Here is a 22,792-nt window from a genome sequence, read left to right as displayed (position 1 = left end):
CACGCACGGATCGTGATCGATCGCGACCGGAGTCGTCATTCATGTGTCGGTTGCGTTTTATTCGCGGCCAGGACCACGATTCGCAGGGCGATGTGGATGAGTACCGCGGCGACACCGGAGTCGACGTTTTTCACGTAGCCGTGTGCGAGAAGGTTTCGGGTATTCCAGCCGGCTGGGTGATTGCATATGGCGTTGAACATCCGACGATCGTCTTCGGGGACGTCGTACTCGGTGCAGAAAAGGTTCAACATGACTCCCAGGCCGACGTATTGGCCTGGCGACTGTCCCTGTTGCAGTCGATATATGCCTTGGTCGGCGGCAAGTACTGCAGTGCGGAGCATTGACTCGATCACTGGGGTTGTGGTGTACGCGGCCGCTTCCGGGTCGCCCGACCAGAAGCGAAACAGTGCGCGGCACAACCGAGTCGAGGTGTCGCTGGTCATCGCGGGACCAATGTTGAGCACATGGTGCAGGTTCTCGGCCGGCGGCGTGCCGAAGCGGTGGACGATCTCATGGAGCGCGGCGGCGAAGATTGGTGCCCAATGACCGAGGAGCTGGGTTTCCCACTTCACCATGTCCATGTCGAGACGTTCCGCGTCGGTCGTTGGGGCCCAGAGTGGCAAACCCTCTGGAGTCTGCAGTTGAGTCGAGAATAGGGCGGTCAGAGGAGCGAGGGCGTATTGCTCTCGGACGCGGCGCTCGGTGGTGGCGATGGGTCCAGTGACTGTGGTGAACGATGCGAACGCCGACAGCGCCTCCGACCAGTTTGCTGAGGGTTCGTCGGGCGCATCTCCGGCTTCGGCGGTCGGTCTCGTCGATGTGTCGGTGCCGAGAACTGCGTCGACGCACGAGTCCCACTCTTCCTGGAACTGACGCGACGATGCGGTGAGGTGCATCATTTCCAGGTCGAGCTCTCGGACCTGTTGGAGGCGGACGGTGGCTTCGTTGCGAAGCGCTGGGTCATTTGAGCGCTCTGCCAGTTCGACCGCCTGGTGGAGGCGGGTGGCTTTCATGATGTTGTTGGTTTCGCTGTCCGCCCGGTCGAGGAAGGTGTGGACTCGGCGTCGCCAGATTTCGGCGCGCTCCGAAGGTGACGTGGCGGATTCGAGGGCGAGGTTGAGGATGCGGTCTCGTTGAGTCGGGTCGGGCCACTTCTTCTCGGCTGTGGCCAACAAGCGCGTAGTGGTTCCCGGACTGCCTTCTCCAGTGAGCGTGATCAGCGCGCCGACCACGGACCCGAACGGTGGATCGTCCTGTCCGAGGAGCCGCTCGACGAGGACGCAGAGCTGGTCGATGGACGTACTCAATGTTGTGTCGTCGTTGATAGCCCGACTGAGCCGGATAGCAGCCCGGCAATCCGCAACGGCGTCGTAGTTGCGCGCTTCTAGTGCGGACGCGTCGATGTAGGCGGCGATTGCGGCACGCGCGTGGTTGAGTCTGTCCCCGCTGCCGACCTGGAAGAGCAAGTGGTGAAGTCGTGCTCGGGTCGGGGCGTGCTGGACGAGTCCTGCGAGACCTCTCCACGTGGCAACGATGGTTGAGTCCACTGACCTGGTGTCGGGTGGGTTGGTGCTGTCGGGTCCGCGGAACTCGGGGAGCAATCGAACGCGTTCGCTTCCCGACGACCTATCGAAATCAAGTTGGTACCGCAGCGACCACCATGCAGCGCGGTGCTCCAAGGTGAGGTGGTTGCCGCTGTCGGTGTCATCGCTCTCATCGTCGACCATACGGTGGTCGACGAAGACATCACGAGCAGCGGCGTATCGGCGGTACTCAGAATCGTGTTCCGCCACGCTATCGAGGGCGTCCGCCGCTTGATGAAGCTTCTCGTCGTCGGGTTTGGATGACTCCTCTGATTCAGCATTCAGCTGGTTAACTTTTCGATCCTCGCCAGGATCGGGCGGGTGGGGATCTGTGACCATGACAGACAGTGTGCAGGCGGGGCCCGACAAAATCTTCGACGCAATGCCGTGCTGACGAATCGCCATCGGTAGTTGCGTGCGGGGTGCGGTCGCTGATGCCTTGCTCTTCGGTGTCACGAGCGTGTCACATGTCGGGACTTACGACGGTGGATTCGGGTGGTGCTGGTTGGACGATTGACGCAGGTCAGAGTATCTGTGATGGTTCCATGCGGACGTATCTGGTTGTCTCGCAACATACTTGTAAGCGAGCGGTCAACGGTTCAATCCCGTTAGGAGGCTCCACTGCTCCGATCCCGCTGCTGGGGTCGGAGTTTTGAGTCTGTGTGGAGGGTTTGCGAACACATACGCCCCTCGTGGGAATTCACGGCACCTGCAGGCGGTGCGGATTCCGACGAGGTGCGTGGATGGTCGGCTACGCCTGCCGTTACGGTCAGGACATACGCGTGGCTGCCAGTCGCCGCTGAGCGATGGCGACCACAGCGACGACCGCGACTCCGACGGCGAACAATCCCAATGCAGCGGGCCATTCGTTGCCGACGGCCAGCAGCTCTCTGTTCTCGCCCTGCCACGGCCACAGTGCACGCAACGACCCCAACAGCAGGCCGGCAGCGGCGACCATCGCCAGATCGTGGTAGTTCGCCAGCAACCACTCGAGCACCCGAACGAAGCTGACCAACCCCACCAGAGCGCCCAGGGCGAACACAGCCAGGTATGTCAGGTTCCGCTCGTCGACGGCCGTGAGCGTCGGCGCATACAGGCCGATGACAAGCAGAAAGAACGACCCCGAAACGCCTGGCAGCACGAGCGCACATATTGCGATGGTCGCGGCGAAGAACACCAGAATCAACGACGGATTCGACGACTCGACCCCGGGTAACGACGTGAGAACGACAACCCCGACAGCAAGAACGACGAACAGAACCACGGCAGACAGTCGGGACCGGGTGGTGGGGAAAGCGCCACGATTGACCTCCATGAACGGGATCGCCACCGACATCGCGATCATGCCCATGAACAGCGCCTTGGAGTAGACGGGCTGATCCGTGACGAAAGCCGCCATGATCCCCGCCACCGAGAACACCATCAACAGCATGCCGACGCCGACCGTGACGAGCAGCCACCAATCGACCTGACGGACCTCGGCGCGCACGTCGGACCGTGTCACCACGGCCTTGGGGATGTCCGTCAGATGCTTCGCCGACGCGATTGCCCTGGTGTAGATGCCGGTGACCAGGGCGACCGTGCCGCCCGAGACCCCGGGAACCGTTTCCGCCAGACCGATCAGACCGCCGCGCACGACGTTGGCCGCCAATTCCGTCGCCGGCGGCCGCCCCCTGACAACTTCATCGAGTCCGGGTCGATCCTGCTCCTTGTCACCATGGCCGGAGGGCGTCTGCCGGTTCGTCGTCATGTCCGAATCGTCCCAAACGCTTCGACGCCACGCGACACCGGCTCGACAAGCGCGGGTACGACCCACTGCAAGCGAGCGGTCAACGGATCGATCCCGTGAGGAGGCTCCCCTCTCCGATCCTGTTGTTGCGCTCGCGGCACCCTGCAGCAGATCAGCTCCTCGCTTCTGTAAACCCGACGCCGATCGGAGTCGGGTTTCCGAAACGGGGGAGCTGATCCGCCTTCAACGAGCCTCATCTGCGAGCGAGCAACTCCTGTGCAGCCGACACCAGGGAATCGAGCCAGTCGTCGGTTCCGAGCTTCTGGCGCAGTGGCTCGTTGGGTAGCTCGATGCTGACGGGGAGGTCGCCAGGTAGCGTCGCCCAGATTCCATCGAGGTCGATGCCGCCGGTGCCCGGGACGAGTCTCTCCTCGCGGGCGTGGCGAATGAGTTCGGCCGTTTCTGTGGGCGCCGGGACACGTCCATCGCAGAGTTGGGCATAGTGCAGCCAGTCCCGGGGGATCTCGGCCAGATCGGCCAGCGTCGTCGCCGAACGGTCCACGTGAAGGGCGTCGACGAGGATGCTTCGGCCGGGACCGTCTGCCTGCGAGACGACCTCGAGTGCGGCGCGGGCATCGGGTACCGCTGTCCAGGGCATGAATTCGAGGCTGGCCACCATCGAGTAGTCGGCGCACAGCGCCGCGAACTGTGCGTAGGAGTCGGTGAGCCGTGATCGGTCGTGGTCATCACCGCCGACCAACACTGCGTGTGCTCCGAGGCGGGCACCGGCAGCGACGAACTTCTCGTAGTCGGAAACCCGGAAATCCTCTCCAAGCCGGACGATTTCGAGGTCGAAGACCGTGACCGCGGAGTCCGTCAGGCGCCTGACCAGTTCGTCGAGATCCGCTGAGTTCTCGTGCAGCGGGTAGGCCGTGGTTCCAGGGGAGGCAGGTAGCAGTCGGATACCGATGGTGTCGAAGCCGTGCTTTTCGGCCAGCGTCACTTGTTCGAGCGGTGCAGTGTCGAGCACGGTGAGCGCGGCGAGACCCAGAGGTGGCGTCATGACGGTGTTCCTGTCTGTGTGGCGAGGCGGCGGCCGGTGAGGTAGCCGAATGTCATCGCGGGTCCGAGGTTGATTCCTCCGGAGGGGTAGTGCCCGCCCATCACACTGGCTTGATCGACGCCCACTGCCGAGAGGCCGGGAATCGGCTCGTCGCGGGCATCGAGGACCCGTGACAACGCATCGGTGACCAGGCCGGAGAACGTGCCGAAGCTGCCCGGTATGACCTTCACTGCGTAGAACGGTCCCTTCTCGAGAGGGGCCAGCGACGGATTTGGCCATGGATTCGATGCATCTCCGGATGCTCGATTGAATGCAGTTGTTCCCCTTCCGAATTCGGGATCGACGCCGTCGCGAGCACCTTCGTTGAACGCGGCAACGGTCTTGTCGAGACCGTCGGGGTCCACTCCGATCTTCTCGGCGAGCTCTCGCACGGTCTTCCCGCGCTGCAAGTAGCCGGACCGCAGATACGGCCAGGTGGGGATCGGGAAAGGTTTGGCCATTCCGAGGGGTAGGTAGCGAATGTACTGTCGGTCTGCGATCAACCACGAACAGATTTCCTCGCTGTCGGGAACCGTGTCCATCATCGCCAGCGTGTAATCGTGGTAACCCAGCGCCTCGTTGACGAATCGTCGTCCGTCTGCGAGGACGCCGATCACCCCCGGCTTACCGCGGTCGAGGATGTGTGGAAATACGCCTTCTTTTCCGTTGCGGTACTTGATGATCGAAACCGGGCAGTAGGCAACGGGCGAGGCGAGTGACGTATCCAGTCGTCCACCGGCCGATTCGCCGAGCGAGATTCCGTCTCCCGTCGTCGTTCCCGGAGTCAAGGTGCGATGCTCGGTGGCGGACGGGCTGCGCGGGAACAACTCTCGACAACGATCGAGGTCATGAGTGAATCCGCCGGTCGCCAGGACGACACCGCTGCGTGCGTGCACGCTGTATGCACCGTCAGGTCCGGTGAGACGAACACCCACGACGCGTCCGCTCTCGTCGGTGATCAGAGCTGTCGCTGCAGTGCGAACTCTGATATCGACATCGGAGTCGAGCGCGGACCGGAGCAAGCGACCGACCAGTGCAGTTCCGTTGACGAGATGCTGTCCTCGGCGTTTCGTCGCTAGATCGAACATGTGTCGGGTGACGCGTCGGGCGCAATGCGCAAACGCCGACACCGATCTGGTGCCGTGCAGGAATCCCTGTAGATCGGGACCGGCCATGATTCCCATTCCGAGGAAAGAGGTTTCGTAGAGTTGCCTCCGCAGGAGGACCGCGACGTCGAGTCCGAGCGTGCGGAGGTCGACCGGTTTGGGAGCCACGGAACGATTGCCGGTGCCGGCTCCGGGGGTGTCGCCGTGGATGTCGGCGACGTGTGTACCGGGGACGAACTGCAGCGCGGTGTTCTTCTCGAAGAATTCGACCATTTCCGGTGCACCGTCGAGTAGGGCGTCGACTTTGGCGGCGTCGAAGTTCTCGCCGAGCCTGTGTTCGAGGTAGGTGCGGGGGGTTTCGCGGTCTTCATGGAGCCCGGCGGCGTGGGCGAACATGGTGCGCGGTGTCCACATCCATCCGCCGGACCATGCGGTGGCACCTCCGCAGACATCGGCCTTCTCGACGACGAGGACCGAGGCACCACCTCGAGCGGCCGCGATTGCGGTCGACAGTCCACCCGCACCGGACCCGATGACGACGACGTCGTAGATATTGTCGGTGGGTGTCATGTCAAGATCCTTCCGAGACGAGTGTCGTTGTAGGAGTGAGGTCGACGACGCGGCCGGTCCGCGAGGACTCGTAGATTCCGGCCACTATCGCCAGTGAGGCTCGGGCGTCGCGTCCGGTCACTGCTGGGCGACGCCCGGTGAGGATCGCCTCGGCAAAGTCCTGAACCTGAAGAGTGTGAAAGTCGGCGAGTCCAGCGTTGACCTCGTCGACATCGAGGTTTGCCTCGGTATCCGCGGAGAACACGGTGCCGAGCGATACCTCACCGGGAACGGTCCACAGCTCGTTCACGCCTTCGCTGCCCTCCGGAAATTCGAGAACGCTGGCTATGGCGCCGGTACTGCCGACGACGGTCACCCGGTTGCCGAGGTTGAGGTTGGCACCGGTGGTGGCAGTGACAGTCGCCGTCCCGCCGGAAGCGAAGGAGATGACTGCGGAGGCGGAGTCTTCGGTCTCCATATGGTCACCGTGAGTGTGGGTGCGGGTGAAACCGGCGACGGAAGCGGCCTCGCCCATGAACCATTGCAGCATGTCGATCTGGTGGATCGCTTGGGTCATGAGTACGCCTCCTCCGTCGGTGTCCCAACGCCCGCGCCATGCGTCCGTCGAGTAGTACGCCGAGGGCCGATGCAGAACGACCGAGGCTTCCCCGAGCATCGGAACTCCGAGTCGTCCGTCGTCGATGGCAGCTCTGATTCGCTGGGAAGCTGGCCAGAATCGTCGCTGGAAAAGTACGCCGAAGGTGACCCCCGCGCGGTCGGTCGCGTCGATCATTCGGTCGGCCGCGGCCAGGTCCACTGCTATCGGCTTCTCGCACAACACATGTAGACCCGCAGCGGCTGCGGTGAGGACGACCTGCTCGTGTACAGGATGCGGGGTGCAGACGGTCACCGCATCGAGCCCGTGTGCGATCAACTCCTCGACACTGCGCACTCCGAAAGCAATGCCGTTGTCGACGGCAAACTTTCGAGCGCGATCGAGATCGGTGTCGCAGCATCCGACCACCTCGACGCTGTCGACCAGCTGCAGGGCTCGGGCGTGATTACGCGCGATCCGTCCGCAACCGACGATGCCGATACGCAGTGCCATCAGTAGTGCTCCTCTTTCTCTGGATTTCGTGCGGCCGATTCGCCCCGGTCCAGATGAGCGAGTGCGGCGATATCGTCGTCGGCGAGCTGTATCCCGCGTGCTGCCAGGTTCTCTGCTTGTCTGGCCGGGTTCGCGGATCTCACGATCGGAACCACCCCGTTGTGCAGGTGCCAGGCCAGCGCGACCTGTGCAGGCGTGCACCCGAGGCGCGTTGCGATGGCGGCAACGACATCGGAGGCGACGACCTCTCCGCGACCCAAGGGGCTCCACGACTGGGTCACGACGCCGAGTTCGTCGTGTACCCGACGGATCGGGCGGCGTGCCAGTGTCGGATCCATCTGAATTTGGTTGACGGCCGGTGCTTCTCCGGTCGCGGCAGTTGTCCGCCGAAGGTGTTGCTCGGTGAAGTTGGATACTCCCACGTATCGCACGAGCCCGGCGTCACGGCAGTCGAGCAGTGCTTCGAAGGCCGCTACGTACTTGTCGTGCTTGGGAAGTGGCCAATGAATCAGGAACAGATCCAGGTAGTCCAGGCCGAGTCGGTCGATACTGCGTTCGATCGCATCGCGGACATCACCGGAGACGTGGTCGGTACCGCGGAGTTTGGTGCAGACGAACAGCTCGGCTCGGTGAACCATGGACTCGGACAATGCTTTTCCCACTGCCTCCTCGTTCTCGTACACCGCTGCGGTGTCGATGGACCGGTATCCGGATTCGATCGCGGTCAGGACGGCATCGGTGGCGGGTCCACCGGTCAGTGGCCACGTGCCAAGCCCGATGGCGGGGATGGCCTCGCGGATATCGGTGGTGGGCCGGGAGCGGGGCAGCGTCATGCGCCGACCTGTTCCTTCGAGACTGCAGCCGCGTCGACGGTGATGCGGGCAGCCACGTCGGCGGCAGTGACGAGTGCAGCGTGGATAGAACCACCGTCGCCGCTTGCATCACCGACTGTGTGAACTCCGAAACGCGGCTCGAGAGATCTCGCGATGTCCAGCAGATCCGCACGGGGCTCGATGCCGTGGGAGATGAGCAACTCGCCGGGTGCGTCGACCCAGCGGGCGTGTCCGTCGGTGCGGATCTCGACTCGGTCATGGTCGACGGCGGTGATGATCGACGACAGGTACGTGGTCAGACCGGCAGCCGATGCGAGGCGCGGAAGGAGCACGATCTTGCCGCGCCGCCCGACGTCATGGGCGATCTGCTGCTGTGGTCCCACCATGACGACACGCGTTCCGTGTTGCAACAGCTCATCGGCGACGGCTGCAGCTTCGCGGTCGGCACCGAAGATCGTGATCGAGGGCGGCGGTGGTTCCGCTGCGAGTAGGAACTCACGGACGTCGCGCACTCGGCGGGTGTGTGAACCCGGAAGGTCTATCGTGGGTCCGCGCCCTCCGGTGGCGAGGACGATCGTATCGAAGTTTCCCTCCGCCAGCATCAGCCCCTCGACGGTCTCGCCGAGGTGGGTGGTGACGTCCAGATCGGCCAGTTCGTCGAAATACCACTGGACGATCTGCCGGTACTCCGGGTACTCGTGCAGGCCCGATGCGAGTGCGAAGTCGCCTCCGAGCGTCGTCCTTTCGTCGTACAGATCGACGTGATGGCCGGCGAGAGCGAGTTCACGCGCCACCGCCATGCCTGCGGGGCCACCGCCGACGACCGCCGCAGTGAACGCGTCGGATACACGCAGGCTCGGTTGTTCCATTTCCCGGCCGACCCATGGGTTGACCGAACATGGGATCGGTCCCGCAGCAAGGGAATCGATGCAGTAATTGCACGCTATGCACGGGCGATACCGCTCGCCGGCAAGGACGCGGTTCGGGAAATCGGGATCGGCGTGCAGGGTGCGTGCCATACTCACGAAATCCGCTTGGCCAGAGGAGATCACCGCATCGGCGGCCTCGGGACTACTGATTCGTCCTGCAACACCGACGGGGATGTCGAAGTCACGGGTGTACTGCTCCGCGTACGGAGCGAGAAGTCCACGCTTCCATTCGCCGGGCTGGATGATCCATTGGCCGGCCTCGTAGTTTCCTGCCGAGACGTCGAGGAAGTCCAGGCGGTCGGTGTCGATGGCGTCGATTCTGGCGCGCGTGGTCTCTGCGTCGAGGCCGTTGTCGATTCCCTCGAAGGCAGAGAACCGAATTCCGAGAGCCACGTCCGGAGCTGCTGCGCGAACGGCGTCGATGACGCGGTTGACGAACAATGTGGGCTCGGCCCATTTGTCGTCGCGGAGATTGTAAGCAGGGGAGAGGAATTGGTGAATCAAGTAGCCGTGTCCGCCGTGCAGGGAGATGACGTCGACCCCTGCTTGCCGGCATCGACGGGCAGCGTCACCGAAGCATTCGATGATGTGCTCGATATCGTCCTCGTCGAGCTGTTCGGGCATCTCGCCGCCGACGACCGCGCAGGGAACGGGTGACGGGGCGACGGGGGTGAATCCGCTGACACTTCCTTGGGCAGTGCGGCCGCCGTGGTTGAGTTCGACGCCGACCAGTGCTCCATGGGCATGGAGCGCATCGGTCATCTTTCTGATCCCGGGGATCCGGTCGTCGACGTCGACGCCCATCTGTCGGATGCGTCCTTTACCGTCGGCGCGGACGTAGCTGGCTTCGGTGAAGATCAGGGCCGCTCCGCCTGCGGCTCGGCGTTCGAGGTAGGCGATGTATCGATCGGTCATGGTGCCGTCGATCTCGCAATAATTGCGCTCCATCGGCGCGGAGACGAATCTGTTTCGGAGGGTGAGTGTGCCGATTCGAAGCGGCTGGGCGAACGAGGGGAGTGTACCCACGGTTGTTCCTCTCATGCTGCGATCGATTGCGCAACAACGAGTTCGGTGAGATGTCGACGCATTCTGTCTCGATCGGGGATCGCCCCGGTCAGGAGGGTGAACGTGTCTGCGGCCTGGGCGACGAGCATCCGTCCGCCGTCGAGGACCGGGGATCGAGCAGCGCGTGCTGCGGAGATGAGCTCGGTCTGCATCGGTCGGTAGACGATGTCCGCCACCCAGATGGACGCGCGCAAAGCCGCCGTCGTGAACGGGGTGCCTGGATGGCCGGTCATGCCGATCGGAGAGGCGTTGACAACGCCGTGCGATGTGGCGAGAACCGATTCGATCGCGTCGGGTGTGAACGGCGTTGCCGTCGCCGTCGTTACGGACTGCGAGAGACGGTCGCACAGCTCCTGCGAACGGTTGCGGTCGACATCGCAGATACGGAGGTCCGTCACTCCTGCGGCCGCAAGAGCGAATGCGACGGCAGAGCCGGCCCCGCCTGCTCCGATCAGTGCCACGCGGCCCAGCTCGGCTCCCGGGAGTCCGGTACGCAGCGCGGACATGAATCCTGTGTGGTCCGTGTTGAATCCGATGGATTTGCCGTCACGCACGGCGATGGTGTTGACGGCACCGAGCATCCGGGCATCGTCGGACAACTCGTCCAACGAATCGATGATCGTTTGCTTGAACGGGTGGGTGACGTTGAATCCGGTGTAGCCGGCCGAGATCGCCTCGTGCAGAGGGCGGCCCGGATCCGCCTGCATGTCGAGTTCGATCAGTTCGTAGCTGTAGTCATCGAGGCCGAGACGGGAGGCCTCGCGGTTGTGCAGGTCGGGCGAGAGCGATGTCGAAATCGCGCTGCCGATCAGTCCGATGTGATGGTGCGTGTTCGTGGACACGGTGAGCCCTTCGATTGTGTCGAATCCGAAACTGCGCGAGAGGAATTCCGGGTCAGGCGGAGTTGTCCGCGAGCAGCTTGGCAGGCTTTCCTGCCTGCGCCTGCTTAGTGGCTTTCTCGCCGAGCTCCTCGGTGGGAGTGCGGAAGGTTTCGGGTCCGGTCAGAACCGCGACAGCAGCCAGAGCGGCGAAGCCCATGCACATCCAGGCGACCGGTCCCCAGTTGCTGGTGTCGCCGGAGGTGATCGACTGAGCGATGGCGGGGGTGAAGCCGGCGGCGAGAAGGCCGAGCATGAGACTCACCGCCATACCGGTGTAGCGAACCTTGGCGGGAAACTGCTCGGGAAAGTATGCCGGGTAGATGCCGTTGGGCATGGCGTAGAAGACGCCGATCAGAACGATGCCCGCAGCGAAAACCATTGGTACGCTGCCGGTGCCGATGGCATGGAAGAACGCGAACACCATGGCACCTACGCCGAGGACGCCGACGACGAAGACCGGTTTGCGTCCGATGCGGTCGGCAAGGATGCCGTAGAGCGGCTGGGTGAGGACGGCGACAAAATTTGCGGACGCGATGGCGAGCAGCATCGTGGTGCGCTCGAAACCGACGACGTTCACCGCGTAGGCGAGAGCGAAGACATTGACGATCGTGTTGATCATCGCGAAGCTGGCGCTGAGGCTGATGCGGATGACCGTGCGCCAGTGGGATCGGAACATCTCGACGACGGGGACGCCTGCGGTCTCGTCCTGCTCCTTGAGTTCCTCGAAAACCTCGGGCTCGTCGAGGCTGCGACGCAGCCAGATCGCGACGGCTGTGACGATGATGCTGAGCAGGAACGGTATACGCCATCCCCAGGAGTAGAGGTCTTCGTCGGGTAGCGCTGCGACGGGGATGAACACCAGGCTCGAGATGACGATGCCGAACATGATGCCGCTCATCGTGAACGAGGTGAAGAATGCGCGACGGTGGGATGGTGCGTGTTCGAGCGTCAATGCAGAGGATCCGGGTGACTCGCCGCCGGCGGACAGGCCCTGCAGCAGTCGCAGAATGACGAGGATGATCGGTGCTGCGATTCCGATGGTGTCGTATGTAGGGAGGCAGCCGACGAGGACCGTAGCGATGCCCATCATGAGCAGACAGCCCAGCAACGCGTTCTTTCGGCCGTAGCGATCACCGAGGTGGCCCCACAGAACTGCTCCGAGGGGTCGTGCGATGTAGGCGACGCCGAGGGTGCCGATCGACAGCAGGGTGGCGGTCGGTCCTCCGCCGGTGAAGAAGATGGCGGGGAAGACGAGCGCGGCAGCGGAGCCGTAGATGAAGAAGTCGTAGTACTCAAGGGCGCTTCCGAGAAAACCTGAGGCCGCCGCACGCCGCGCATTCCTGTTCGGATGGGCGGTGGCAGAAGTGGATTTGCTTGCCATGACAGTTCCTTGTCTCTCACGCTGCACGTGGCGGCGACGGTGATGGTCGGGGCTCGCTGGGAAGCCTGTCGATATGACGTGGTTCACAACTCGCTACTGCAAACGAGCGTGTCACGCTCGACTATGCCGCGTCCAACACTAAAAAGATCTGAGATAAAGACTGAATCAGTCTTGAAATGGGGTAGGCAAGATTTCCTCCGCGATACGTAGGGCGACCGCCATGGCGGGGCTCGGTGGCGCGCTGGACCACGCAATTGCGTGTGGCATGTAGACCGGCTCACCGGTGAGCGGGACGAACACGGTGCCCGGTGGAAGAATTTCCGCAATACCGTCCGACATCAGAGCGACGCCTACTCCCGCGGCGACGAGCATCAAGATCATGTACGGGTCGGTGATCTCCTGAACGATCTGTGGCCTGAAGCCGGCGTCCAGGCAGGCACGCATGGCAATTTCCTGCAGTGAAGATCCAGCGGAGATCGGTGTGGTGACGAATCCGTCGTCGGACAGGTCGCGTAGATCGATTTTCGACTCACCGGCCAGCCGGTGATCGGATGGCAGTACCGCGCCGAACGGTTCACGTCGGATGAGTCGAGTGGTGACGGACGGTGACGTCACGGGCAGGCCGACGAAGGCCAGGTCGAGAGCTCCACTTTCGATCTGGTTCACCGCGTCACGGGTCATGATCCGCCCGACGAGCGTCAGTTCGATATCTGGATGGCGCTGGCGAAGCGTTCGGGTGAGCGGCGGCAGTGCGCGATGGTTGAGAACGCCGGTGAACCCGATCCTGATTCTTCCGTACACGCCTCCCTCGGATGCGCGCGTCGCGTGCCGAGCGGTTTCGATACCCTCGAGGACTCGGTGTGCGTGCGGGAGAAACGCGTGTCCAGCAGCAGTCAGCTCCACGCTTCGTGTGCTTCGGTCGAACAGGCTCGTTCCGAGATCCTTTTCGAGTTTGCGGATTGTCTGACTCAATGGAGATTGAGCCATCCGTAGTCGTTGTGCGGCACGGCCGAAGTGAAGTTCTTCGGCAACGGCAACGAATGATTCGAGCCAGCGAATTTCCATGAAACTTCTCCGGTCGTCAGGGCTGAAAGTCGACCACTGTGCTTCAGGTCATATAGTCCGTTGAGAATACAGTGAATCACATTTTATGTGTCGAATTTACATAGAGAATGTGGTGTTGCCACTCGATCGAAGGAGCTCACGCCATGACTACCTACCCTGCCGATGCGACTGCGCTGATCACGGGCGGTGCCAGCGGAATCGGGGCAGCCTGCGCGAAACGATTGACGGACTCGGGGGTTCGGGTGATCACCGCCGATATTCTCGGTGGCGACGAACTGGTCGATGTATCCGACGCATATGCCGTGGACGCGCTACGAAGCAAGGTCGGACGGGTGGACATCCTGATCAACAGCGCCGGTGTGGTCGGGCCGTCGGCTCCTCTCGTCGATGTGGAACTGGATCAGTGGCAACGAACGTTCCGCATCAACGTCGATGGCACCTTCTTGATGTGCAAGGCGTTCGTTCCTGCCATGGTGGACAACGGTTGGGGACGGATCATCAACCTCGCCAGCATCGCAGCCAAAGACGGGAACCCGCTCCAAAGCGCTTACTCCGCGTCGAAGGCTGCTGTGATCGCACTGACGAAATCTTTGGGTAAGGAGATAGCCACCACCGGCGTACTCGCCAACGTGGTTGCGCCTGCCGCAGTATCGAGTCCGATGAACGCGGGTACCGACCCAGCGATTCTCGCGCGATCGCAAAGTCTGACGCCCATGGCTCGAATGGGCCTTCCGACGGAGATAGCCGAACTCGTTGCGTGGTTGGCGTCTAACGAACTCAGCTTCTCCACCGGTGCGGTCTATGACATCAGCGGTGGACGCGCGTCCTACTGAGGTTGTGAGCGGTCAATTGTTCGATCCCGCGAGGAGGCTCTACATAGCTGTCATGTCCATGGCATTCGTGATCGGTTGTCCCAGTAACCTTCCGAGTCTTCCGCAAGTTTCAGATCGCTCGCTGTGATCAGTTCGCGGTCGATCAACAGCGCGGCGATGTTCTGCTCGAGTTGAGTCACAGTTGCCGCGCCGGAGAGCACGACATCGGCCCACGGTTGCGCGAGTGCAATCGCCAGTGCGACTGCGTCACGGCCGACCCCGGCGGAATCCGCGACCCTGGCGAGTGGGGAATCTTCTGCCACCAGTCGGCCGTTGGCCATCGCCTCTTTGACGACGACGAACCAGCCGGCTTCGTGTGCGCGTGCCAGGGCCGGGCCGACCGACGGCTCGAGGGGGTTCCACGTCGACTGCACCGAGCTGAACACCTCGATCTCCAGTGCAGCAGCCACCACGTCGGCTTGATGTGGTCCGCTGGTGCTGATGCCGATTCGGGTACCACCCTCGGCTATGGCACGTAGGTCGTCGAGCAGGGCAGTGTCGCTCAGGGCTGGACTGTCCGGGGTGACGCTGTGGATCAGGTAGTGGTCCGGTGCACCGCCGAGGTCGCGCAGAGTCTGCGGCCACTGCTCGGCCAAGCGGGCAACCGAGTGCTCTTTCACTTCGTGCACCTCGGCACCCCGCTGGAAATCGGCGACGTAGGCGTAGCCCCATTTCGAGCCGATCGTAAGGTGCTCGCGCCGATTCGGATACCGAGACAACCAGCTGCCGAGGAACCGCTCGGCCAAGCCGTAGGACCGAGCGGCGTCGAAGTGTCGAACTCCGCTCTCCCACGCGGCGTCGAGTACCGAGTGGCACAGTTGTTCCAGGGCTGCCGGATCGAATCGGCCGTCCACAGCTTTCGAGTGCCCGATCGTCAGGTACTCGGGACGTCCGAGTGCGGCAAGGCCGAGGCCGAGTTGCGTCATGTCGTCAGTACTTTCGTTGTGTCCGTGCCGGAAACAGCCACCATATCCGTGATCGGACAGGGCCCACGTGGTCGATGCCAGATGTTGCGAGACGGCTGTATGCCGCTGAGACTGGAAGTCCAGGCCCAATCGGGTGTGCGCTTGTAGAACGACTACGAAGGAGAGAGCTGTTGACCGACTTTGCAGGTAAACCGTTGATCGGTGAGATTCGACTGGCACGTGTGCGTGCCGGATTGAGTTGGGCCGCTTTGGCAGAAGCCATCGACATGCCGGTGGCCTGGACGGTGTCGGCACTCTACGGACAGCATCCTCTGAGCGTTGCTCATGCCGATGTGCTCGCCGAGAAGCTCGGGATGCCCGAGGGCTCGTTGTTCGAGCTGACCCTCGCTCCTTATCGCGGATCACTCGACATCTCCTCGGACCCCACGGTCTACCGATTCCACGAGGCGTTGGAAGTGTACGGACCCGCGCTCAAGGAACTGATCGCCGAGGAATTCGGCGACGGCATCATGAGTGCCATCAACTTCACGATGAACATCGAGCGACGCCCACACGAGGACGGAGATCGCGTCGTGGTGACGTTCGACGGGAAGTTCCTCGACTATCGATGGACCGAATAGGCCGAAAATCTACAGCCAGGTGGCCGATTCGGAAGACGGGCCGGCCAATGCGCGTCGCATCCAGCCGTACACCCGCTCGTCGTTGAGCAACGTGAAGTGATGCGCGCTGTTGATCGCCAGACCGTCATCCGGACGAAGTCCTATGTCGCGCAATTTGTTCCGGCCGCCGGCGCTGTCGGTACGGACGAGGCCGTCGCCGACGAAGATCCCTACCGGGTGTCGAGGGTTTCCGGTGACGACCGCGGAGGCGTGATGATGCCGAACCCCCTCCGGAACCGAGATGTCCGCGGCTGCTCCGACGTCGAATCCGTCGGCGTAGCTGGGATGTCCCTCTGCCTCGGTGATCGATCCGTGGACCAGGTCGCGGATTCCGGCGCTGCGACGCGCCAGGAGGTTCGCGAACGGCCGGGTCTCGGGCGCGAGGGCCAGAGCCGCGACGGCGAGATGTACGCCGTGTGCGAGTGGCGCACCCAGATGCGGTGTCCCCAGGGTGAATACGTCCGTCAACAGGTCCACCCACCGGCGGCCGGTCTCGGCAGCATGATGAGCTGCGCTGCGCGAGACCAGGCCTCCCATGGAATGGCCGACCAACGTGATTCGGTGCACCCTGACAGGCCATGCCGTCACGAGCTTTTCCAGTAGGTCCGACAGTTCGGCACCGTTCGCGGCGATGCGACGTCCGGTGTTGTAACGCAAGAAGATCGAGGTGGTGTCGGCTTCGGAATCCAGCCGCTCCCCGTACGTGGGCCGCCCACCGAGCCGCCACGCGGACTCGGTCTCGACGAGCCCGTGCAGGAACAGCACCAGGTGCGCTCCAGCGTCGGGGAACGCCGCAGCCAGAGCGCGGTACTTCGGGAGCACCGGGCGTCCGTCGACGCGTATCGACATCGGATAGGCGAGGACCCGGGCGGTCTGCTCCATGTCGTCGCCGATCAGGCCGTGCAGCACAGCGATGGTCTGGGCCCCGAGGACAGTGTGCGACGGCGACGGGCGATGGTCGTCCTCCGTCGCTTCGTCGCCGTCGGTCAAGGCACCGACAGCCTTGGCTGCGCCGCGGCACGCGGCCACGATGCTCGAGTAGGTGCCCGCGGCGATCGCGTCGTGCATCAGCTGTGTCGGTAGAACGGCGGGACCGACGCCGAGCCGTACGGCAGCGAAGGTTCGTCGCGCGATTGCGGAGTGAACTGCGCGAACACCACTTGCGGCCGACGCCAGTTCTCGAAGGGCGAGCTCGCCGAGTTCGCCCAACTCCTGTGTGCGCTGAGTTTTCGTCCCCACCGTTTCCAGTGTACGTATGTCCACTGAACCTGTCGGATCAGTCTCGGCGACCGACCACCGGGTTCAGTTCCGAGGCCGCGAGGCCACCGGGTTCCACGCCGGGTAAGAATTCGCGCCAGGTGCCGCTGATCAGCGTGGGCGAGTCCACAACCCGAGCCCCGTCGGCGAAGTAGGTGGTGGCCAAAGCGCGGCGCGGCTGGGTCGTCCGGTTCGGCCCCGCAGTGTGGAAGCACAGCGCGGAATGGAAGGACACGTCGCCGACCGCGAACGGCTCGGACTCCACCGCAACGCCGCGGTCGACGAAGCGATGAGCGACGGCCTCGTCGTACGACGTGCCGACCTTGTCGAACTCCAGGTCCGCGACCTCGTTCAGTACCTCTCGGCCACGAGCGAACGACAGCGGACCCATGCGGCCGGGGATCGCCGACATCGGCATCCACGCGGTGACCGCCTGCGTGGTCTGCAGCGGGAAATGCTCCGCGTCGTGGTGCCACGGTGTGCGGCCGCAGCCGGGCTCCTTGGACAGCGCGTTGTCGTGGTAGAGCCGCACGGCCGGTTCACCCAACAGCGCCGCCGCCAGCCCTCCGATCCGGGGCGACAGCGCCACCGCGCGCATCAGGTCGTCGTGCAACCACATCTGCTCGAGCGCGGTGAATCGGCCGGAAACGTTCTCGCCGTGCTCGGCGCGCAGTAGCTCCTCGAGGCGTTCAGCGAGGCGTCGAACGACGGCAGGCGACAGCACCGCGGGCAGCCGTACGAAGGCATCGCGAGTGAAGGCTTCGACCGCTGCAGGGAAGAGGTCGTACGGCTCGGCAAGCTCACGCTCGACTTGCTCGTCCGTGGCCGCGTCGACGTCGGGTAGGCCCGGCCCGGCGACCAATTCGGCGGGTGCGGTGTCGTTGGCGGCCAGCGTGACGTACCAGTCCCACCAGTCCTGATCGTTGCCGGCCCAGTCCTGATCGATGCCGCCGTCGCGGTTCTGCTCGGGGAGGCGTTCGTTGGTCGACGGGTTCACAGCCACAGCAGCGCCGCCTCTTGGGAGAAGGTGTAGGAACCGGACTTGTCGCGGCAGGAGGCGAGGTAGTCGCCCAGCACCGGTGCCGCCTCCAGCTCGTCGAGCGACACGGAGTCGTCGAAGGCGCAGCGCTGCAGAAAGCCTTCGGCGACAGCGCGATCCGATGTTCCGGTGGTGTACGTGACGCGCTGGTCGCGCACGTCCGCGCCGGCTCGAATCAGTGCTTCGCGCACCTGCTCGGCCGTCGTGTACGGCGTTGCTTCGCGCACGCCGGCGCGGAAGGCGTCGTAGAACGCAAGGTAGTGGGAGGACGCCGTGGCTTGCGCGACCAGGCCGAGGCCGCCGGGGGCCAGCGCAGCCACGAACCGTTCGGCCGCGCTGTCCAACTCGGCCGGCGGGAGGGCGTACAGCGCGTGGGTGGCCCACACAATGTCGTACCCGGTCCGATCGGCGGGTAGGTCCTGCAGGGTCATCACCAAGTCCTCCCGAGGCACGAACGGAGCACCGAGCGCACCACGCGCCTCGGCCACCGAGAACGCAGACGGGTCGAGCAGGTCGTAGGCCAGCTCGGGCACCGCCGACAGATCGGTGTAGCGGCGCAGTGCGGTGGGGAACTTGCCGCTGCCGCAGGCCACGTCGAGGAGCGACCAGCCCTCGTGCGCGTGCTCGGCGAGCAGGGCGGGCCAATTGGCTGCCAATGCGAGCTGGTGATAGTCCTCGGTGGCCAGGGCGTAGAACGCTTCCATGCCCCTGCGTCCGGCCTCGCTCCAGTGCTCGAGACTGCGATCGGCTGTGTCTCCGCTGCTCACGCGATTCCTCCTAGGAAGCCGACCTCGATGCACCGGATGGGGCGTCGTGGTTGACTCGGTCCAATGTCCAACATAGCTCCGACTTCGTCGACCGACACCGCGGCCGTGCTCCTCGACGGGTTGCGGGCGGCGCGGCGTGGCGCGGCGGCCCTCGCCGGTCTCGACCCCGGCTCCTACGCTCGCGGGCATGCCGCCTTCGAGTTCCTCTCCGACCAGCGCGGCCTCATCGCCGAGCACCTGTCCGGGCGGCTGGCCAGGGTGGGGGATGGACCGATCTCGGTGCTGTCGGTGGGCTGCGGTGACGGTTCGCTGGACGTCCGCCTCGCCGCGGGGCTGATGCAGCAGGTGCCCGGCCGACCGGTGCGATACGTCGGCATCGACCCCTGGCCCGGGAGCGCGACGTTGTTCGCCGCCAAGATGGCCGCCCTGACGGCCGACGAGCTCGACGCCGACGCGTACGTCGCGTCGTTCGACGACGTCCCGGTGGACGAGACTTTCGACGTCGTGATGTTCGTGCACTCGATGTACTACGTCGCCGACGTGGGGGCAACCCTGCGCGGCGCGCTCGACCTGCTGCGGCCCGGCGGCGAACTGTGGGTGGCCGTTGCACCGTCGGCCGCGCTCAACGCTCTGGTCGGTGTGCTCGCCCCTCCGCTCGAGGGCCACCGGCAGTGGTTCAGTGCCGACGTCGACAAAGCGTTCGTGGACAACGGGATTGCTCTCGACGACTCGGTCACGCTGGACGCGATGGTCGACCTCTCCACCGCGATCGACGAGGTGCTGGACTTCGCGGTGCAGGCCCGGCTGACCCCGGAGCTGCGCGGGCCCGTGCGGGCCTACCTCGACGCGGTCTCGGTGCCGGGTGCCGATGGCAGGCCTCGGGTGCCGCACCCGGTCGACGTGTTCGCCGCGACCCGTCGTTGAGAGATCGTCGCCGCGGATCAGCTCCCCGGACCCGGATATCCGACGCCGATCGGAGGCACATATCCGGAACTGGGGAGCCGATGCTCGGGGTGTCGACGACAGGCAGCGTCACTCGCCGGGGAAGCCTCCGGCCCGTCCGAGTAGGGCCGGCACCTCTTTGCCCAGTGCACTCCCGAGCCACGCCGCGGCATCGACCAGAACCTGTTGGTGCACACAGGTTTCGACTCCGGATCGATCGAGTGCATAGATCAGGTCCTCGGACGCTATGTTGCCCGTTGCCGCGGGGGCGAACGGGCAACCCCCGAAGCCGCCGATACTGGCATCCAGCGCTCGCGCACCCGTCTCGAGAGCAGTCAACGCATTGGCGTAGCCCGTGTTCCGCGTGTTGTGGAAGTGCCAGCGCTGTGGGATTCCCGGTGCTCGTTCACTCGCAATATCGGCCAAGACGCGGACCTGTGCCGGCACGCCGACGCCGATGGTGTCCGCCAAGGCGATTTCCGACGGTCGGTCGTCGGAGAACTGCGCGAGAATCTCGCCCACGTAACGAGGATCGACTTCTCCGCTGAACGGACAACCGAACGCCGCCGCGATGGTGACGGTGGTGGCCAAGCCCGCGGATCCGGCGTCTCGAATGACATCGCGCGCAGTCGACACTGCTTCTGCGACAGAGCAATTCTGATTTCGCCGGCTGAACTCCTCGGATGCGACGACCACCACGTTGACCTCGTCCACGCGTGCGTCGATCGCTCTGTCGAGTCCGCGGCGATTCAACACGAGGCCGATGTAGGAGACGTCGTCGCGTCGTTCGATCCCGGCCATCACCTCCTCGGCCCCGGCCATCTGTGGCACCCGGCGAGGGTTCACGAAGCTGACCGCTTCGATTCGCCTCGCTCCCGCTGCAACGCTTCGGGCGATCAACTCGATCTTCTGATCCACCGACAATGCAGTCTTCTCGTTCTGCAATCCATCACGCGGGCCCACCTCGACAAGTTGCACAGACGTCATCCCACGATCCTTCTCCCCGCTCTCGTTGTATGCAACACCTGTGTTTCTTTCGGAGAAAATTTGCGATTCTCGTGGACAGGAGGTGGGGATGGTCCTAAGTTGTGAACAACCAGCCCATCTTCGATCGGAGGCCTTCAGTGGCCAGAGCCGTGGATCGTGTGTATTCCCACCTCCGGGAGGGGATCATTGCGGGCACGTACGCGCCCGGTGCCAGGCTGGGTGAGGTCGATATCGCCGAGCTGACCGAGACCAGTCGGACGCCCGTTCGTGAGGCCCTGCGGCAGCTGGAGATGGAAGGGCTCGTCGAGGTGGTTCCGCATCGCGGAGCCCGTGTGTACACCTGGACTGCAGACGATCTCGAGGAGATCTACGACCTGCGTATGACGCTGGAGGCCATGGCTGCCGCTCGCGCTGCTCGTCGTATCGAGGAGAAAGACCTCGACCGGCTGAGCGAACTCTGCGATCTCATGGAATCGTCGGCGGCCGGAGACGCCGGCCAGAGGCTCGACCTGATGGCGCAGTTGAACGACGAGTTCCATGCCATCGTGCGTACCGCCGCCGCCAGCACGCGCCTGCTGACGATGTTGAGCGCGGTCATCCAACTCCCCCTCGTGATGCGCACCTTTCACCGCTACTCGCCTGCCGATCTCTCCCGCAGCCACGCACACCATCGAGATCTGGTGGCCGCGTTGAGAAGCGGAGACGAGATCTGGGCCGACTCGGTCATGCGGGCGCACGTCCGCGCAGCGAAACACGTTCTACTGCAATCTCTCACGCCCGACGAAGCCAAGGAGTCCGAATGAGCGAGGCCGCAACAGGGCCGTTGTCAGACCTACGAGTAGTCGAGATGGGTCAGTTGTTGGCAGGACCGTTCTGCGGACAACTCCTCGCAGATTTCGGAGCCGAGGTGATCAAGCTGGAGCCGCCGGGCAAGGGTGACCCGATGCGGCAATGGGGTCGGGAAAAACCCCACGGCAAGTCGCTGTGGTGGCCGGTGGTGGCGCGGAACAAGAAGTCGGTGACATGCAACCTCCGCACCGAAGAAGGACAAGCGTTGGCGCGCAACATCATCGGTAAGTCGGACATCGTCGTCGAGAACTTTCGCCCCGGCACTCTCGAGCGATGGGGGCTAGGGTACGAGGATCTGCGCACACTGGACCCACGCCTGATCATGGCCAGAGTCACCGGCTACGGCCAGGACGGGCCCTACTCTCCCCGCGCCGGGTTCGGCTCGATCGGTGAGGCGATGGGCGGAATCAGATACGTGACGGGTAATCCGGATCTGCCACCCTCTCGGGCCGGAATCTCGCTCGGCGACTCCCTGGCCGCGGTGTTCGCGACGATCGGCGTCCTCACGGCCGTGCACCACAGGGAGCGAACGGGGCGTGGGCAACTGGTGGATTCGGCGATCTACGAGGCCGTGCTCGCGATGATGGAATCATTGCTCCCGGAATACGAGATCGGCGGCTACCAGCGCGAACGCACCGGATCGGTGCTGCCGAACATCGCGCCGAGCAACGTCTACCCCACGAGGGGTGGCGAGATGATTCTGGTTGCCGCGAACCAGGATTCGGTGTACGCCCGTTTGGTCACCGCAATGGGGCGGGCCGATCTCGTATCCGATCCCCGGTACGTCGACCACGCGTCACGCGGGGTGAACATGGACGAACTGGACGACGTCATCTCGGCATGGACCGCAGATCTGGGAACCGACGAGGTTCTCGACATCCTCCACGAGGCCGGTGTTCCCGCCGGCCGCATCTACACCGCTCGCGATATGTTCGACGATCCGCATTTCGCGGCCCGCGACGCCATCGTGCGCCTGGCCCATCCCGATTTCGGCGAAATCCCGATGGCGGGCGTCGTGCCAAAGCTCAGCGACAGCCCCGGAGCCGTCCGGCATGCAGGACCTGAACTGGGAGAACACAACTCGGACATCTATGGATCGCTCCTCGGTCTCACCGAGGCCGAACGGGCTGCGCTCGTCGACCGCGGCATCATCTGAGCTCGAC

General features: G+C 64.0%; 21 protein-coding genes. 6 read left to right on the top strand and 15 right to left on the bottom strand.

The window, feature by feature from the left end; genetic code table 11:
• Positions 1-35 precede the first annotated feature (35 nt).
• Positions 36-1,547 (bottom strand): DUF4209 domain-containing protein, encoded by a 1,512-nt coding sequence (locus CH291_RS04975; protein ID WP_143545877.1) that lies wholly within the window; start codon positions 1,545-1,547, stop codon positions 36-38.
• A 138-nt stretch (positions 1,548-1,685) separates the two neighbouring features.
• On the opposite strand from CH291_RS04975, the gene CH291_RS26670 reads away from it, so the two are divergent.
• A complete protein-coding gene (locus CH291_RS26670; protein WP_155290900.1) occupies positions 1,686-1,847 on the top strand; it encodes a hypothetical protein in 162 nt (53 codons plus the stop codon).
• Between the two features lie 505 nt (positions 1,848-2,352).
• Here the strand turns inward: CH291_RS26670 and CH291_RS04970 are convergent.
• From CH291_RS04970 to CH291_RS04930, 9 genes are all read right to left on the bottom strand, one after another.
• Positions 2,353-3,333: a DUF368 domain-containing protein gene (locus tag CH291_RS04970; RefSeq protein WP_094686860.1), complete on the bottom strand. Its 981-nt coding sequence runs from the start codon at positions 3,331-3,333 to the stop codon at positions 2,353-2,355.
• Positions 3,334-3,565: 232 nt separating this feature from the next.
• On the bottom strand, positions 3,566-4,375 hold the full coding sequence (locus CH291_RS04965; protein WP_068055956.1) for a sugar phosphate isomerase/epimerase family protein: 810 nt from the start codon (positions 4,373-4,375) through the stop codon (positions 3,566-3,568).
• On the bottom strand, positions 4,372-6,090 hold the full coding sequence (locus tag CH291_RS04960) for an FAD-dependent oxidoreductase (RefSeq protein WP_068055959.1): 1,719 nt from the start codon (positions 6,088-6,090) through the stop codon (positions 4,372-4,374). The genes CH291_RS04965 and CH291_RS04960 overlap by 4 nt, the downstream gene beginning before the upstream one ends.
• A 1-nt stretch (position 6,091) precedes the next feature.
• Positions 6,092-7,177: a Gfo/Idh/MocA family protein gene (locus CH291_RS04955; RefSeq protein ID WP_094686859.1), complete on the bottom strand. Its 1,086-nt coding sequence runs from the start codon at positions 7,175-7,177 to the stop codon at positions 6,092-6,094.
• Complete coding sequence (locus tag CH291_RS04950) at positions 7,177-8,010, bottom strand: aldo/keto reductase (RefSeq protein ID WP_094686858.1); 834 nt, start codon at positions 8,008-8,010, stop codon at positions 7,177-7,179. The genes CH291_RS04955 and CH291_RS04950 overlap by 1 nt, the downstream gene beginning before the upstream one ends.
• Complete coding sequence (locus CH291_RS04945) at positions 8,007-9,980, bottom strand: oxidoreductase (RefSeq protein WP_094686857.1); 1,974 nt, start codon at positions 9,978-9,980, stop codon at positions 8,007-8,009. The genes CH291_RS04950 and CH291_RS04945 overlap by 4 nt, the downstream gene beginning before the upstream one ends.
• Positions 9,977-10,846: a shikimate dehydrogenase gene (locus CH291_RS04940; RefSeq protein WP_094686856.1), complete on the bottom strand. Its 870-nt coding sequence runs from the start codon at positions 10,844-10,846 to the stop codon at positions 9,977-9,979. Before CH291_RS04940 ends, CH291_RS04945 begins: the two co-directional genes overlap by 4 nt.
• A 52-nt stretch (positions 10,847-10,898) precedes the next feature.
• Positions 10,899-12,266: an MFS transporter gene (locus CH291_RS04935; RefSeq protein ID WP_094686855.1), complete on the bottom strand. Its 1,368-nt coding sequence runs from the start codon at positions 12,264-12,266 to the stop codon at positions 10,899-10,901.
• Between the two features lie 165 nt (positions 12,267-12,431).
• Positions 12,432-13,331, bottom strand: coding sequence for a LysR family transcriptional regulator (locus CH291_RS04930; protein WP_068055978.1), 900 nt, complete (start codon positions 13,329-13,331; stop codon positions 12,432-12,434).
• Between the two features lie 143 nt (positions 13,332-13,474).
• Here CH291_RS04930 and CH291_RS04925 point away from each other — a divergent pair, with 143 nt between their 5' ends.
• Complete coding sequence (locus tag CH291_RS04925) at positions 13,475-14,164, top strand: SDR family NAD(P)-dependent oxidoreductase (protein WP_068055981.1); 690 nt, start codon at positions 13,475-13,477, stop codon at positions 14,162-14,164.
• A 50-nt stretch (positions 14,165-14,214) separates the two neighbouring features.
• Here CH291_RS04925 and CH291_RS04920 read toward each other — a convergent pair whose 3' ends face one another.
• Complete coding sequence (locus CH291_RS04920) at positions 14,215-15,129, bottom strand: aldo/keto reductase (protein ID WP_094686854.1); 915 nt, start codon at positions 15,127-15,129, stop codon at positions 14,215-14,217.
• Positions 15,130-15,299: 170 nt separating this feature from the next.
• Between CH291_RS04920 and cynS the strand changes: the two genes are divergently transcribed.
• Positions 15,300-15,749 carry a cyanase gene (cynS, locus tag CH291_RS04915; protein WP_094638222.1) on the top strand — a complete coding sequence of 150 codons (450 nt, stop codon included), beginning with the start codon at positions 15,300-15,302 and terminating at the stop codon, positions 15,747-15,749.
• A 9-nt stretch (positions 15,750-15,758) separates the two neighbouring features.
• Here the strand turns inward: cynS and CH291_RS04910 are convergent, their stop codons facing one another.
• From CH291_RS04910 to CH291_RS04900, 3 genes are read right to left on the bottom strand one after another with little or no spacing between them, the layout of a single operon-like run.
• The gene (locus tag CH291_RS04910) at positions 15,759-17,027 is read right to left on the bottom strand and encodes an esterase/lipase family protein (protein ID WP_143545876.1); all 1,269 of its coding nucleotides are present in this window, start codon (positions 17,025-17,027) and stop codon (positions 15,759-15,761) included.
• A 37-nt stretch (positions 17,028-17,064) separates the two neighbouring features.
• Positions 17,065-18,048, bottom strand: coding sequence for a phytanoyl-CoA dioxygenase family protein (locus tag CH291_RS04905; protein ID WP_094686852.1), 984 nt, complete (start codon positions 18,046-18,048; stop codon positions 17,065-17,067).
• Complete coding sequence (locus tag CH291_RS04900) at positions 18,039-18,851, bottom strand: class I SAM-dependent methyltransferase (RefSeq protein WP_179276442.1); 813 nt, start codon at positions 18,849-18,851, stop codon at positions 18,039-18,041. Before CH291_RS04900 ends, CH291_RS04905 begins: the two co-directional genes overlap by 10 nt.
• Positions 18,852-18,914: 63 nt before the next feature.
• On the opposite strand from CH291_RS04900, the gene CH291_RS04895 reads away from it, so the two are divergent.
• Positions 18,915-19,775: a class I SAM-dependent methyltransferase gene (locus CH291_RS04895; RefSeq protein ID WP_094669628.1), complete on the top strand. Its 861-nt coding sequence runs from the start codon at positions 18,915-18,917 to the stop codon at positions 19,773-19,775.
• Between the two features lie 108 nt (positions 19,776-19,883).
• Here CH291_RS04895 and CH291_RS04890 read toward each other — a convergent pair whose 3' ends face one another.
• Positions 19,884-20,780 carry a hydroxymethylglutaryl-CoA lyase gene (locus CH291_RS04890; protein WP_094669627.1) on the bottom strand — a complete coding sequence of 299 codons (897 nt, stop codon included), beginning with the start codon at positions 20,778-20,780 and terminating at the stop codon, positions 19,884-19,886.
• A gap of 137 nt (positions 20,781-20,917) precedes the next feature.
• Here CH291_RS04890 and CH291_RS04885 point away from each other — a divergent pair, with 137 nt between their 5' ends.
• Together CH291_RS04885 and CH291_RS04880 are read left to right on the top strand one after the other, a co-directional pair.
• Positions 20,918-21,583 carry a GntR family transcriptional regulator gene (locus CH291_RS04885; RefSeq protein WP_068056015.1) on the top strand — a complete coding sequence of 222 codons (666 nt, stop codon included), beginning with the start codon at positions 20,918-20,920 and terminating at the stop codon, positions 21,581-21,583.
• Positions 21,580-22,785, top strand: coding sequence for a CaiB/BaiF CoA transferase family protein (locus tag CH291_RS04880; RefSeq protein ID WP_094669626.1), 1,206 nt, complete (start codon positions 21,580-21,582; stop codon positions 22,783-22,785). Before CH291_RS04885 ends, CH291_RS04880 begins: the two co-directional genes overlap by 4 nt.
• Positions 22,786-22,792 lie beyond the last annotated feature (7 nt).

Source organism: Rhodococcus sp. 14-1411-2a, from assembly GCF_002259485.1.
GTDB lineage: Bacteria > Actinomycetota > Actinomycetes > Mycobacteriales > Mycobacteriaceae > Rhodococcoides.
This window is presented reverse-complemented; position numbering and strand designations above follow the sequence as displayed.